Origin of the sequence: Stenotrophomonas sp. SMYL11, from assembly GCF_036320005.1 — a bacterium.
GTDB classification, from domain to species: Bacteria; Pseudomonadota; Gammaproteobacteria; order Xanthomonadales; family Xanthomonadaceae; genus Stenotrophomonas; species Stenotrophomonas maltophilia_A.
Window position 1 is genome coordinate 258,912 of record NZ_JAWIRS010000003.1, and the last position, 13,231, is coordinate 272,142.

General features: G+C 60.7%; 11 protein-coding genes. 7 read left to right on the plus strand and 4 right to left on the minus strand.

The genetic code is table 11. The features are described from left to right. Window positions 1–12 precede the first annotated feature (12 nt). The gene (locus V3B46_RS08025; RefSeq protein WP_329891619.1) at window positions 13–4,023 is read left to right on the plus strand and encodes an RHS repeat domain-containing protein; all 4,011 of its coding nucleotides are present in this window, start codon (window positions 13–15) and stop codon (window positions 4,021–4,023) included. A gap of 13 nt (window positions 4,024–4,036) precedes the next feature. Further along, the gene (locus V3B46_RS08030) at window positions 4,037–4,852 is read left to right on the plus strand and encodes a hypothetical protein (RefSeq protein WP_329891620.1); all 816 of its coding nucleotides are present in this window, start codon (window positions 4,037–4,039) and stop codon (window positions 4,850–4,852) included. Window positions 4,853–4,948: 96 nt separating this feature from the next. Here V3B46_RS08030 and V3B46_RS08035 read toward each other — a convergent pair whose 3' ends face one another. Beyond that, window positions 4,949–5,425: a cold-shock protein gene (locus V3B46_RS08035; protein WP_329891621.1), complete on the minus strand. Its 477-nt coding sequence runs from the start codon at window positions 5,423–5,425 to the stop codon at window positions 4,949–4,951. A 45-nt stretch (window positions 5,426–5,470) separates the two neighbouring features. Next, window positions 5,471–5,827, minus strand: a complete 357-nt coding sequence (locus tag V3B46_RS08040; RefSeq protein ID WP_329891622.1) for a hypothetical protein — start codon at window positions 5,825–5,827, stop codon at window positions 5,471–5,473. Between the two features lie 644 nt (window positions 5,828–6,471). Between V3B46_RS08040 and V3B46_RS08045 the strand changes: the two genes are divergently transcribed. The 4 genes from V3B46_RS08045 (at window position 6,472) to V3B46_RS08060 (ending at window position 11,528) form a co-directional block, all read left to right on the plus strand. Continuing rightward, window positions 6,472–7,074: a DUF998 domain-containing protein gene (locus tag V3B46_RS08045; RefSeq protein ID WP_329891623.1), complete on the plus strand. Its 603-nt coding sequence runs from the start codon at window positions 6,472–6,474 to the stop codon at window positions 7,072–7,074. 55 nt (window positions 7,075–7,129) lie between these two features. Beyond that, entirely contained in the window at window positions 7,130–7,495 is a 366-nt protein-coding gene (locus V3B46_RS08050; RefSeq protein ID WP_329891624.1) for a hypothetical protein, read from the plus strand. Between the two features lie 414 nt (window positions 7,496–7,909). Further along, window positions 7,910–10,966: a GTP pyrophosphokinase gene (locus V3B46_RS08055; protein WP_329891625.1), complete on the plus strand. Its 3,057-nt coding sequence runs from the start codon at window positions 7,910–7,912 to the stop codon at window positions 10,964–10,966. Window positions 10,967–11,066: 100 nt separating this feature from the next. Next, window positions 11,067–11,528 (plus strand): hypothetical protein, encoded by a 462-nt coding sequence (locus tag V3B46_RS08060; protein ID WP_329891626.1) that lies wholly within the window; start codon window positions 11,067–11,069, stop codon window positions 11,526–11,528. Window positions 11,529–11,807: 279 nt separating this feature from the next. Here the strand turns inward: V3B46_RS08060 and arr are convergent, their stop codons facing one another. After that, window positions 11,808–12,242: an NAD(+)--rifampin ADP-ribosyltransferase gene (gene arr / locus V3B46_RS08065; RefSeq protein WP_329891627.1), complete on the minus strand. Its 435-nt coding sequence runs from the start codon at window positions 12,240–12,242 to the stop codon at window positions 11,808–11,810. 126 nt (window positions 12,243–12,368) lie between these two features. Beyond that, window positions 12,369–12,620 (minus strand): ubiquinone biosynthesis accessory factor UbiK, encoded by a 252-nt coding sequence (gene ubiK / locus V3B46_RS08070; RefSeq protein ID WP_065723617.1) that lies wholly within the window; start codon window positions 12,618–12,620, stop codon window positions 12,369–12,371. Between the two features lie 155 nt (window positions 12,621–12,775). Here ubiK and V3B46_RS08075 point away from each other — a divergent pair, with 155 nt between their 5' ends. After that, the gene (locus V3B46_RS08075; RefSeq protein WP_005411374.1) at window positions 12,776–13,114 is read left to right on the plus strand and encodes a P-II family nitrogen regulator; all 339 of its coding nucleotides are present in this window, start codon (window positions 12,776–12,778) and stop codon (window positions 13,112–13,114) included. Window positions 13,115–13,231: the final 117 nt, after the last annotated feature.

Here is a 13,231-nt window from a genome sequence, read left to right on the forward strand (position 1 = left end):
AGGATGGCAAGCATGTACGCTGAAAAACTGCGCATGGCCGCGGCGGTGCTGCTGGGCTTCGTGCTCATGTTCATCTGCCAGGTGGCCCATGCCCAAGCATGGATTGAACTCACCGGGCCCGCTCAGACATCCTACACGGCGCCTGCAACCTATCAGTTGCAGCTCAATAGTGGCGTCAGAGGCACCGGCCCCAAGGCCGAGTACCTGTCGGACATACAGCTCATGCGTAATGGCCAGGTGATCTCGCGGCTTCCGAGCGGGACGTACACCGAGAACGGCATCTCGCCTGGAAGCTATCAGTACGTCTACAGGGCTCTTGCCGTACGCAATGTCAATGGTGATGAGTTCACGCGAGAGCTGACGTCGCCTGTCATCACGATCACGGTGGCCGCGCCACCGGCCCCCTTTGACGGTGCGGAGTATGTTTCCGCGAGCTGGCCGAGGTCAGCCGACAGGGGCACGCCGTTCAGCGGTACTGTCACGTTCCGGAACACCGGAAACACGACGTGGAGAGCGGGAGATGGCTACCGCTTGGGGCAAGCCGAACGCTATGTCTCCAGTGCTGCGAGACTGGGTATCGCCGACGTCGCCGTTCCCCATGACGTGGGCCCCGGCGGGACGGTTACCTTTACCTTCAACGGCGCGGCAGCCAATGAGAATGGACCGAGCACCCTCCAGTGGCAGATGAACCGCAATGGTGTTCGCTTTGGTAGCACCAGCAGCGAGCAGACCTTTGAGACGACCGGAAGGCTCAATCGCGGCGTCATGTATGAGCAAGAAGTCCCGACTAGCATGGAGGCCGGGCGGACCTATCGCGTCAAGCTGAAGTTCGTCAATACGGGTAATACCACGTGGTCGACGTCTGCGGGCTATGCACTGGGCTCCTGGAATCCCAATGACAATGTCCGGTGGGGCAGGGCGCGGGTCCCAATGCCGAATGACGTCAGTCCACAGCTGCCTGCGTTCTTTGAATTCGATGTGGTAGCTCCTTCATTGCCGGGTGTCTACAGCTTCCAATGGCGATTGCTGGAAGAGGGCAAAGAGTGGTTTGGTCGGGAAAGTGACAATGTCCAGGTCACCGTCAACGGGCCGCCGTCCAAGGTAATCGGCAATATCGATGGCGTCACCAGCGATGGCCAGATCAGCGGTTGGGCATGCTCTACGGGGATTGATTCGTCGATTGACCTTCATGTCTACACAGGCGGGGCCGCCGGCAGTGGCGGGACGATCTTCCTGACCGGCAAGGCCGACTTGCCAAGTGAACCGGCCGTGGGCACCTCGTGCAAGGCGGGCGGTAATCATCGCTTCTCGCTTCCAATGAGCAACGAGCAGCGCCGCCAGCGGGCCGGGCAGCCGATCTATGTCCATGGAATTTCCCCCGTTGGACAACCCAACAACACCATTGGCGGTTCCGGTGCGTTCGTCGTTCCCGCAGCACCCAGTGGCACTCTGTCTGTGTCCCCTGCAATGTGCCAGATTGCAGCTGGTGCGCAGACCTGCAACGTCACCCTGACTTGGTCGGCCACGGACTCCCGTGCAGAACTCAAGCGTGATGGCGGTTCTGTGGTCGGCAGCGGAGCGAGCGGTTCCATCGTGGTGCCGATTGGCGCCGGCACGAATCGATTCACGCTTTCGGTTGCGGGTGATGCGATTGCCCAGGCGGCGGCCACCGCTAAGGCCGCTCCTACCTTGCCAGTCAATCCAGACAATCCGGCCCCAACGGTGGCCCGGCGATACGTCTACGACGACAATCTCCGGCTATGCAAGGTCATCGAGCCAGAAACCGGAGCGACCGTGTTTGGCTACGATGCGGCCGGCAATCTTGCCTGGAGCGCGGGCGGGCTGGAGTTGCCCAGCCTGACCGAATGCAACCGTGAGGCGCCGCAGATTGCAGCGCGTCGCGTTTCGCGCAACTACGATGCCGTCAATCGCCTGCAGACGGTGGTCTATCCCGATGGTCTAGGTGATCAGCAGCTTGAGTACACACCTACGGGCCAGCTGAAGACTGAGAGGGTCTTCAATCAGGACCGTGTGCCAGTGGTGACCACCCGTACCTACAACTCTCTCGGGTCGGTGGTCAGTCAGAGCCGTGTCATAGGCAGCGCGAGCGCCCGAACGCTGGCATTTGGCTATGACCACATGGGTCAGCATGTTCGTACGGACTACCCCGATGGCTACTCCGTCCAGCAGTCCTTGAATGCTCTGGGCCAGCCCGTGCGGCTACAGGATGGCACTGGTGCCGTACTCGCCAGCAACATTGCCTACTTCCCCAGTGGTGAAACCGCCGCGCTGACCTACGGCAATGGCATCGTACGTGGCGTAACCGAGAATGCGCGACAGTTGACCAGCCGCATCGTTGACAGTGGCATGGTCGATCTGAACTACAGCTATGACGCGACGGGAAACATCAGCCAGATCAGCGATGCCGTACGCGGCGACTCCTGGAAGATCAGCTTGGGCTACGATCGCCTTGATCGATTGATTCAGGCCCGCGCGCCGGCATTTGGTGGGAATGGGCAGTACACGTTCGGCTATGACACGTTGGACAACATCGTCTCGATGCGATTGCCAGGGAAGCGGGAGCGCACGTTCCATTACGACACCCGCAATCGCCTGGAACTGCTGCGGGACCCCAGCGGTAACGGCGTCTCTGGCTTCTCCTACGACGCGGCAGGCAATCTGGCGGTGCGCAACGGCCAGGTGTTCACCTACGACGTGGGTGGCCAGCTCCGTTCCGCCGGAGATGTACAGAAATACTTCTACGACGGAGCCGGACTGCGTGCTTACGCAACAGCATCAACGTCGGCACCGACATCAGAGAATTCACCCATTTTGGGCGAGGAGCCCATCACGGGTTCCCACAACTGGGATGTATCCATTCCAGAGCGCGGTGGCGGTGAACTTGGTTTCTTGGCGAGTGATCTGGATCGCTCCTGGCAGTACCTCGTGGGTGGGGAGCTGATGGAATCCACCCACGGTGGGGAAACGTCGGACTACATCTACCTCGGCAAGAGACTGTTGGCTATTCGCACCAGCTCTGCCACGGGCGCAACGCTCACCTATCTTCATCACGATGCACTCAATACGCTGGTGGCAACGAGCAGGGCGAATGGAGAGGTGCTGACGCGTCACTTCTGGTCACCGTATGGCGAGGCAGACGCAGTGCCCGCTGCGAAGATTCCAGGCTACTCAGGCCACCTGGCAGACCCCGACACGGGACTGGTTTACATGGGGCGGCGCTACTACGACCCGCAACTGGCGAGGTTCATTTCTCCCGATCCGTTGGCTGCTAGCACCTCCGGAGGGCCAAATTTCAATCGCTATCGGTACGCCAGCAACAACCCATTCCGATTCTCTGATCCCACGGGCGCGTGTGACCAGGCAACCGGGTCACATATGTGCAATGGCCGCTGGTTCGCCGGGGCAAACCTGACCGGTGCGCCGTCGCCGACACCTGGCGGAGTGCCCCAGCACGATCCCAACGCCCCCGCGCCTGCGGAGACCGTTAAAGCTACAGGCCTGGGCGCCATCGCGGAGTATTTTGACGAACGGAATTTCTTCACCGGGCAGGGGAGCTTGACCGATTTCGACGCCGTGTCGGAGGCAATCGTCGTTCCGCTGATGAACTCTCCTACAGGATCAACTGCTGCTGGCGGCCTCAAGCTTGCCTCCGCCATGGTGGTACTGCGCGAAGCCAATGCGGCCAAGGGCTTTGGAAATCTTTCGCGAGCAGCTGAGTTTGGAGTGATGCCCTATAATGCGCTGCGCAGGGCAGTGGCTGGAACAGGGCTTAAGAGCCACCATCTCATTGAGAAAAGGTTTGCCGCAGTGGTGGGACAGAGGAAATCTCAGATGCTCTCCACCGCAGTAACGGATGCAGAGCATCAACCCTTTACGAATGCGTGGCGGAGCGCTTTCCCATATGGAACCAACTACAGGCAGTTGAGCGCAGATCAGGTTATGAACAAGGCCCGCGAAATTTATGCGAATTATCCAGCAATCCTTAAGGAACTAGGTCTTTGAGGTCTATTTTTTCATGAAGGTAAGATATCGCTTCACCTTTGGCTGGACAGCCAAGCGGGCGCTGAAGCTCGAGCAGATCGGCGCCACTGTTGATCCGTCATCTGACTTCAGTGGGGAGTGCATTATTGGTGTCGTCCATTCGGCGGAAGGGGCTCCAGAATGGGCGGATGTTTCCTCGCTGATCAGGGAATGGGGCGGCTCTTTCCTTGTAACAACGGATTTTTCGGCCGCAGAGATTGCCGCCGCTGATTACTGTGAGCTGCAGGTTACGCATGCAAATGGGTATCCTCAGCCGGAAGACGATTTTGGGTTTCGGGCGCAAACCTACGACACTTCGAAATACTGCGATGAGTGCGGAGCCTGGGCTGTCCAGATTGCGCCTTTCCGTGTGCGGAAGTCATTGAAGTGGGGGCGTAACGCATTTCTCAAACTGTTCTGGGTTGAAGATGCGATCTTCATGCATAAGGATGTCTGGGAAGCGCATCTTGCTCCACTTGGTATTGAGACGTGGCCGGTTGAGGACACCAAGGGAAATGTTCTTGATCACATCGTGCAGCTACGTGCTGACACGAGCGTGGCGTTACAGATGGATGAAGATTTGGGGGTTCGCTGTCCGAAATGTGGGCGTGTTCGCTACACAGGTCCAGAGCGAGGGTTCCTGCCAGCACCAGTTGGCAATCCAGACCTTCCCATCTTCCGCAGCGAGCAGTTCTTTGGAGCAGGCCACCAGTCTTCCAACGCCATTCTCATCAGGCGGGATGTGGTCGCGGTGATTCAGTCGGCCAAGCTGAGGGGGGCCAAGCTATGGCCTTGTGCCGCGCCAGAATAGGCTCCAGGTGTTGTGAAGCAGCTGGGAATTCCTACTGGCTCCAACTCTTGAGAGGGTCGACCTACCCCAGTTGTGAGTAGCATGACGATTTGGAATTCAAGCACCAATTGGACACCTCTCTTCATCAGGCACCACCCTGCCCAAGCGCCCAAAGCGCGCCTCTACCCACGACGGCCCAGCACGCTCCACCAACAACCGACCCTGGCTCTGGTAGATGTCCAGCCAGCGTTCGAAGCTGATGCGCAGTCGCTCGATGTCCGGCGCCCGCCACCGTGAATCGGCGGGCATCCGTATCAGTACACGCGAGGGCGCATTCTCCACGTCCATCACCAGCACGCCCTTGCACCGGATCTCGAAGGACGTCGCTCCGGCATGGCGCGCATACAGTTCAAAGCCCTCGTATGCCTTCGCGGTAACGAAGCCGAGCGCATCGCTGTGCAGCAGGCGGTAATCGGCCGGCCGTAGCTTCTGGTAGGCCCACACTTGATCGCCCGCGGGCTCGGGCCACTCCACCCACATCGCGCCGATCACCGCGATGCACACCGCTGCAGCGGCAAGGCCGTGCATCTTCATTCGTCACCCCGCACACAGGCAGAAAGGTCCGCGCCATACGCGCGCTCAGTCCTTGGGTCGCATCCGCTCGTGGATGAAGGCAGTCAGCGCGAGGTCGGCCATCACCAGCCCCTCCATCACCCGATCGCCTACGTACTGCTCGGGCTCACCGTTCTGGCGCGTACGCTCGGCGGCCAGCAGGACTTCCTGCACGATGCGCTGGCCGGTGAGCGCGCAGTCGGCGTCGGACAACGCCATCTGCCGGCTGCGTAGATGGTGCAGCTCGGGCCAGGGCTGGCCGTCGGCCGCAGCGCCCGCGCCGATGGCGTGCAGGATGGCGATGAGGCTGTTCGGGTCCGGGGCTGGAGCGTTCGAGCGCGCTTCCTGGATGGGGCGCGGGGGAGGGGAGTGCGGCGTGGTCATGGCGGGCTCCGTGCATGCAGGCAGAAGCCGCCACCGATAAAGGTGGCGGGCAGAGCGTGGCTCGAAAACCGGTGTGTGATGATCGCCGGTGGGCACGAGGCCCCCACGCCCCGCCCGCCATAGCCGGCAGACGGATTGCCAGCCGGCACCACGCAAGGTGATGCCGGCTGGCAAGCGCAAACTTCATCACAACAACGGGTTTTCGAGTCCCGGCCACCGATGCACGGTGGCGCAGTAACGATTACCTGCTGTTGTGCGGAATGCCAACGGGTAGGGGGCAATGCCGCCAAAACCCGAGACGCTTTTGGCATTGTCGCATAGCGAGGAAAGCGGCGAGAGCCTTGGCGTGCTAGGCGGCACGGCACTTCTGGAACGGAATCGTCAGAACCTTCCGCCAGAAATGCAGGGAGCGGCAAATGCGACAGCACTCGCCCATCGGACATGTGTGATCGCTCATGCAACCGAACCGCTGCGACACCCGCTGGATGGTTTGAATGACTTCTTGCCTATTGAACCTACCGAGTGCCGCGCGCAATCTGACTACTGCTGTAGTCATTCACGATCGTCCTGCCTGCAGTAGGAAGGTTCTGCAGCGTTCGTCTGGATTCCACCCACTGGCGCAGGCCAAACAAGGACCACCGTACGTGTCACGCCGCAGCCGACTGCTTCTCTGCGCGGGTCTGGTCCCGCTTCCGTGGTTCCTGTTCTGGACCAGCGTTGCCGCCGTGTTTGCGCCGGGCTACAGCCCGCTTGCACAACACGCCAGCGAGCTGCTGCAGGCGCCAACGCTCGCAAGCATCTGCGCCAGGATTGCCCCCATCGGCTGTGGCGTGGGCTTCGTGGCGTTTGCCATCGGGGTATGGCGGGAGTCCGGCCGCCGGATTGCCGTAGGCGCGATCTGCTGGATGATCTTTGGCATTTCCATGCTGACCAACGGGCTCTGGCCCATGGGCCATCCGATGCACGGCTTCTACACCATTGGTATCGCAAAAATCATTGCACCGGCGATGTCGCACATCGAATTGAGCGCGTGGTCTGCCAACCGAAGGGCGTACGCCGTGACCGCTGTGGTGAGCATCGCGGGCATTGTCTATCTCTGGTTGAACGTGGTGGGCGCGGATCCGGAGGGGTTCAGGGGGCTGACACAGCGCCTGTTCTCGTCGATCAACTCGCTGTGGCCATTCCTGGTGGGGCTGTACCTGATGCGGCGGGGTTCAAGGGCGCTGAAGGCGCAGCCGACGTATTGATCGGTAGGCGTGCAGGCACATGGACGACCATTGAGCGTGTGGGGTTGAGAAGGGGATGAGGATTTTTCGCCGTCAGCTGATCTACGTTCGAGTGCACCAGGACCACTTCGTTGCGCGCGTGGTGGGTGGAGACAGGACCATCCGTCGTCAGTGTCATGCCCTTGGCAATCGCGCGGGTCCGATCAAGGACTTCTCTACTCTCCAACCCCAGCTCAAGGCGATCTTCTCGGAACTCCTGCCTGGGTTCTCTTTCGTCAAGCCGTGGGGGCTTCTGCACTTTGATCCGGTTGAGTATCCGGTCACGAAGGAAGAACTGGCTGGGTTCCAGAAGGCTGCCATGCAATGCGGCGTGAGCTTTTGCTTTCTCTCCACGTGGGTGCAGCGGCATGAAGACAAGGATTTGCTGGAGATATTCAAGTAGGGACCACCACGAAAATTATTTCAGGGCAAGACCGCTTCGTGATTGGGCCTGGTGGAGATATTGAGAGCGTCCGCTTCTGGCCGCAAGCAGACATCTGTACTGCGTCCGCGCCTGGTCCGGTGCTATTCTCCGCTTTCGCCCCAAAACGGACATCGGCAACGGATTGGCGACCTCGGAAAACTGTCCCTGATACCTTTAGTTCGGATTTCCCTGAACGCGCCGGGCCAGCTCTACACTTGGGGTGATTGTGGAGGGGATTGCACTGATGCTGAGTGTGATCGGACATGACTTTAAGCGGGACGAACCGCAGGCATTCGGCTGGGACCAGCTACGACAGGGTACCGATCCCGACCAGGTCGGTTCGCCGGGGCCGGGCATTGTTCGCTGTGGCATAGATGCTTGGATCGAGATCGTATGAACATCGACGAATACGCAGGTAAGTACTTTGCGCTCTACGAGTCTTTCGCCGAGACAGTTCAGTTCGTGCTGAAGAAGGCGCTGCTCTCCGCCGAAGGGCTCCCCCATCCGCAGTCAATCCAGTATCGCGCCAAGTCGGTCGAAAGCTTGCGTAACCGACTGAGCGAGGAAGGGAAGCTGGAGTCTCAAACGCTTGAGCAGGACAGGCGGGATCTGGCGGGCGTTCGGGTCATCTTCTACACCAATAACGACGTGGAAAAGTTCCTTGGCTCGCCGTTGATCCGCGAGAACTTCGAGATCGATGAAGGCTCGACGAAGATCCACCATCCGATCCCGGAAAACGAAGGCGCGCGCTATCGGGGTATCCACTACACGGTGCGACTACGCGAAGACAGGATTCGCTTGTCCGAGTATGCCCGGTTCGCTGGGCTGCGTTGCGAAATACAGGTGCAGACGATCCTGAATCATGCTTGGTCGGAAACCTCGCATGACATTGTCTATAAGCAGAAGCTAGGCGATGGCTACGGCAAGCGGGCGATGGAGGGCATCACGCGTCGCTTCGAGCGGATCATGGACGAGTACTTGATTCCGGCCGGATACGAGATACAGAAGGCACAACAGGAGTACGAGCGCCTGCTGCGCGGAAAGCTGTTGTTCGGCAATGACGTGGTCACCCTGCTGGACAATGCGCAGAACAACAACGAGCGCTACGAAATCCTGTCCAGCCTGCAGAACCATGCGATCCCGTACTACGACGATCTTCCCGCAGCATACGACCGACTCAAAGCGCCCTTCCTGAGGGTGGTTCAGGCGGCGCGCGAGGCAGAGCAGGTGGCAATCGAAACGGCGTTCGGAGGCATGAAGGGGTTCAAAGCCGAAGCGGTAACGAAGCTGGTGGTGGAGATCGTCGAGGGGCTACGCTACGCGGATGCGGTCGGCACGCTGCAACTGTTGATCGATATCTACCGCGACGAGTCGAACGAGCAGGCCAGGGAGCAGATCGTGAGCGCCGTCAAGCACCTGGCGGCGTACAACATCGACGCCTACCAGCAGGTCGGCCCAATGTTGCAGATGGCGCTGTTGGAGCAATTGAACGGCATTGATGCTGTGGAGGTGGATAGCATTCGTCCCATCGCACTTGCGGTCTGGTCGGAAGCCCTGCAACTGGACATCACCGGACAGACGTGGAAAGCGGATTCCGTGATCCTTCGCTCCGGAGCAGTGCCGGCGTCGGATCAACTGATGGAGGTGCGGGACAAGGCGATCGTGGCGCTGTTCGCCGCCTACGACCGGTCGGTCGACGACTCACAGCGGCGCAGGGTGCTTTCCGCACTCGATGATGGCACCCGTGCCCCAAGTCAGGTCGCGTGCCCGGACGAACTGCTGACGGCTACGCTTAGGGATGCTGCCCGCATCGTCGAGTTCATGATCGAGCGCGCCACGCAGACTAGCTACGAACTGCTGCAGCATCTGGAGCATCGATACCTCTACGACTACTACCGGGTCAGCGGGCTTGCCGACGGCGAGGGCGGCAAGCCGGGCCACCAGGCGGACGCGGCGGCACTCGTCAGGGCGATCTTCAGGTTCCGCGATGCGATCAATGCCGACGAGTCGTTCGTCCGATACAAGGTGCTGGTCGGGTACGAATCCGTCTTCCCGGCCCACTGGATCGACCGGGACTTCGACTACAAAGAATCGGACGCGTATCGACAACAAGAGGCGGATCGCTACGTCAACGCGGTCGACGCGGAAAACGAGAACGATTGGTTCGAGTTGGCGACGCGCTGCGCGCAGACGAAGTCGAACGATCTCGCTACGTTCCCGGTTTTCGGGGGTTTTATCGCCAAGCTTTCGCAACGCAAGCCGGAGGTCGCCGAAGGGTTTCTGGACAGGGCGGGCGACGATCTGCACGGATTCCTGGCCGCGTTCCTGAACGGCTTGGTGGCAAGCGATCGGCAAGACATCTACGAGCGGGCGCTGGCCAGCGAGCTGGATTCGGCGAGGAACTTGCCTGGTGTCGTCCACCACTTGCGCTACTCCGAGGCCAGACAGCCACATGTTGCGCGACGCCTGTTGGATCGCGCGATGGAAACCGACGATACTGCGGGCGTGACGAATTCCCTGGCGTTCGCGATGGAAGCGTACGGAACGGAGAAGCTGGACGATGCCGACACCATTGTCCACGACGCACTGGCTTATTTGACCGAACGCAAGGATCCGCGCTGGGTATGGGGCGTTTGGTTCGCCGCAGGCCGCGATGTAAGGTTCTATCAGGAGGTGTCGCCGGAGCGGGCCGGGCAGATCCTGAAGAACCTGGTGTTCCTTCCCAGAGTGGATCACCATGTGGAACCTGTCCTGCGTAGTCTGGCCGAGCGGTATCCGGAAGCCGTGTGGGACTATTTCGGTGATCGGCTTGCACGTGCGGGGCAGGTGATCGACGAGAACGGGGGCGAGTTCGAGGCGGTGCCCTACCGCCTGCACGACCTGCAGAAAGCATTGTCCAAGGACGCAGAGCTTGCCGTCGCGAAAGGAATGGCGTGGTTTGTGCGCGATGCCACGTTGTTTCAGTTTCGCGGCGGGCGCCTACTCTGCGCCGTCTTCCCGCGCGATGCGGATGTGCTCATGGCCGCGCTCGCCGGCTTAGTAAAGGAGGGCGGAGAGACCGAGGCCGATTTTGCCCTCGCCGTTCTCAGGAACTACCACGGCGAGACCTTCACCCATGTCGTCTTGAAGGAGATTGTGTCCGGCTTCCCTGAGGACGACCGGAGACATGGCGGTGTCCGGTCGTGTCTGGAGAACACGGGAGTTGTCCACGGAGAGCTGGGATTCGCGAATGCCTGGCGAGCCAAGAAGGAAACCCTTTCGGAGTGGCTGGACGATCCGCGTCAGGAAATCAGAATGTTCGCCGAGAAGGAAAGGGCCAGTCTCGACTTGATGATTGCTGCGGAGGAACGCCGTGCGGAAGCATCGACTAGGATGCGTAGAATGGATTACGACGACCTTGCCGACCATGAGGGGGGCGAGCCGGATCCTGAGGCCGGTGACGAGCGCTGACCAATACAGTACATCGATCAGCGTGCTCTGATGCGCCGTGAAGGGCCTCGGCGAGAAGCTGCATCCGTCTACGAAGTGATCAAGAAAGGGCCGCTTAAGCATGGACCAACGCATCTGTTCCGACCATGTCTCGGAGCCGAAATTGAACGCGATTATCGAGGCCAGCGCCACGATGGATCGGCCATGCGACTACCGCGATCGAACGGCGCCGACCATATCCGCCTGGGAGTTGGCCGAGCACTTCGACACGATGTTCGAACGGTTCTTCGTGTCCACCACAGGCTACGACGATGAAGGCTGGGGTTCGCAATGGGATGAAGATACGGAAGGGGAATCCGTTCTCGACGTCCTGGAACGGGTTGCCGGATTGACAGGCGAAGTGGCAGAGAATGTCGTGGAGCTACTGGGAGACATGTGGTTTGATCGCGACACGATGGCGCACCAGTTCGGTGCGGACCCTCATTTCGTCGAGAACGAGAAGTTCGACGAGCCGCTTAACCAAGCGTGGCAGGACATGACAGATACGCTCAGGCGCTGTTCGAGAATCACTATCGCGAGATAGGCAATGCAGCGCTGTACAGGCAGTGGATGGAGGAGGGCGTTTTGAGAGGAGAACCCGCAGCGTTGCAGCGCCTCGCTTCCCATTTCATCTCGTTGGGCGGGACCGAGAATTGCCACCGGGCTGAAGTGATGCTGTTGCGCGCGCGCGCACGCTTGTGACGGACGGCGATGCGTCGTTCCTTGGAGCCCTCGACTCCACGATGCGGAGGCTTAAGGGCGAGCTTCCGGATAGCACGCCCTGCAAATGAGGGCTACGTGGCCGTGCCGATCTTCCACGTCATCAATTGATGATCTCCCCACTCCCCGAAGCAACAAACGCCTTCAACTGCCGAACGAATTCCGCGTCGTACAGCTCCCACTCAACAATCTCCCCAACCACCCGCAACGGCTGCGCACTCCGATACGACCGCGTCGGATTCCCGGGAAACTTTTTGTTGGTCACGTTCGGATCGTCTTCAAACGGCCCGGTCGGCTCCACCACATACACGCGCGGCCGCCCCTCACCCTTGGCCATCTCTGCAGCCAACCCGGCGCCCTTGGCAATCGTGGTGAAGTAGATGTGGTTCATCACCACACTGTCGCGATAGTTGGAGCGGAAGCCCGCGCTCAGCAGCTCGCCCACCGCCAGATCAGCGCGGGTGCCGTGATAGAACGGCCCGGCGATCTGGTCGCAGGTGTCATGCGAAACGGGTGTCCATTCGGTGTCCTGCGCCATCGGCACTGCCCCTGCGTGTCCTGCCGGATCGACAGGCCGGCGAGTCTAGGGCGCCCGGTGGGCCTTGCTGCAAGGCCCCATCCGGGAAATAATCTGTAAAAGGGAGGCGCACCGCGCCTCCCTTTTTTATTCTGCGGCGCGGCGCCCTTCCAGCTCGCGCACGGCCGTTTCCAGCGCATCCAGCTTTTCGCGGGTCTTCAGCAGCACGGCGCGCTGCACTTCGAACTCCTCGCGGGTGACCAGATCGAGCTTGGCCAAGCCGGCCTGCAGCGCGCTCTTGAAGGTGGCCTGCAGTTCCTCGCGCGATTCGCGCAGGCCCGGCGGCACCAGGTCGCTGAGGCGACGGGCGAGGTCATCGATTTGGTTCAGGTCGATCATGGGGTGCTCCGTGGGGGTGGGCCCGTGCATCCGGCGCGGGCAGGCCATTCGGGCACAAGGATACTGCTGGCACCCATCGCCCGGACAGATCGCAGCGGCTTCGCACGGGCCGCGTTCAGGCGCTATCCTCCACGCCGGAAGACAGGAGATAGACGATGAAGATGGTCATGGCGGTGATCAAGCCGTTCAAGCTCGACGACGTGCGCGAAGCGCTGGCCGAGCGTGGGGTCACTGGGATCACGGTGACGGAAGTGAAGGGCTTTGGTCGCCAGAAAGGTCACACCGAGCTGTACCGTGGCGCCGAGTATGTGGTCGATTTCCTGCCGAAGGTGAAGCTGGAAGTGGCGGTGACCGATGACCAGGTTGAGGCGGTGGTTGAGGCCATCGTGAAGGCCGCCGGCACCGGCAAGATTGGCGACGGCAAGGTGTTCGTGTACGACCTGGGCAGCGTGGTGCGTATTCGTACCGGTGAGTTGGACGCGGACGCGTTGTAACCCGTTCGGCGGGATGTTGTAGAGACGAGCCGATGCTCGGCTTGCTCTTTGTAGAGTCGAGGGGTGGGGGCGGGGGGGCGGGGGACGGGGTCCCCCCGACCGGACACGACACGCCGC

Bases quoted from the DNA above. Each gene is read 5' to 3' on its own strand.
- ubiK (WP_065723617.1), bottom strand. From the start codon at position 12,620: ATGATCGACCTGAACCAAATCGATGACCTCGCCCGTCGCCTCAGCGAC.
- arr (WP_329891627.1), bottom strand. From the start codon at position 12,242: ATGGCGCAGGACACCGAATGGACACCCGTTTCGCATGACACCTGCGAC.
- V3B46_RS08025 (WP_329891619.1), top strand. From the start codon at position 13: ATGTACGCTGAAAAACTGCGCATGGCCGCGGCGGTGCTGCTGGGCTTC.
- V3B46_RS08075 (WP_005411374.1), top strand. From the start codon at position 12,776: ATGAAGATGGTCATGGCGGTGATCAAGCCGTTCAAGCTCGACGACGTG.
- V3B46_RS08040 (WP_329891622.1), bottom strand. From the start codon at position 5,827: ATGACCACGCCGCACTCCCCTCCCCCGCGCCCCATCCAGGAAGCGCGC.
- V3B46_RS08050 (WP_329891624.1), top strand. From the start codon at position 7,130: ATGAGGATTTTTCGCCGTCAGCTGATCTACGTTCGAGTGCACCAGGAC.
- V3B46_RS08055 (WP_329891625.1), top strand. From the start codon at position 7,910: ATGAACATCGACGAATACGCAGGTAAGTACTTTGCGCTCTACGAGTCT.
- V3B46_RS08030 (WP_329891620.1), top strand. From the start codon at position 4,037: ATGAAGGTAAGATATCGCTTCACCTTTGGCTGGACAGCCAAGCGGGCG.
- V3B46_RS08035 (WP_329891621.1), bottom strand. From the start codon at position 5,425: ATGAAGATGCACGGCCTTGCCGCTGCAGCGGTGTGCATCGCGGTGATC.
- V3B46_RS08060 (WP_329891626.1), top strand. From the start codon at position 11,067: ATGGACCAACGCATCTGTTCCGACCATGTCTCGGAGCCGAAATTGAAC.